The following is a 246-nucleotide window of genomic DNA, read 5'->3' as shown; positions in this document are numbered from 1 at the left end:
CTTCCATGATGGCAGTGACCTGCTCCAGGTTGTTGACGTTGAAGGCCGGCAGGCCGTAACCGTTTTCGGCGGCGTGGTCCAGCAGTTGACGCATGGATACGAGAGGCATGATGAAAACTCCAGAACGATGAAAAATCAGTACTCGCCAACGCGCAGAATCTTCAGCGCGTTGGTGCCGCCGACCTGGCCGATGGGCTCGCCCCAGGTCACGACGATAAGATCACCCATCTGCACCACGCCTTGCGC

General features: G+C 58.5%; 1 protein-coding gene. It reads right to left on the bottom strand.

What is annotated here, in order from left to right; translation table 11 throughout:
- A partial coding sequence (locus HWD97_RS24420; RefSeq protein ID WP_371835833.1) for a class II fructose-bisphosphate aldolase occupies positions 1-109 on the bottom strand: 109 nt, incomplete at its 3' end.
- Positions 110-246 lie beyond the last annotated feature (137 nt).

Origin of the sequence: Ochrobactrum sp. C6C9 (assembly GCF_022627935.1) — a bacterium.
GTDB classification, from domain to species: Bacteria; Pseudomonadota; Alphaproteobacteria; order Rhizobiales; family Rhizobiaceae; genus Brucella; species Brucella teleogrylli.
The sequence above is the reverse complement of the archived record's forward strand: the minus strand, read 5'-3'. Positions and strand labels throughout refer to the sequence as shown.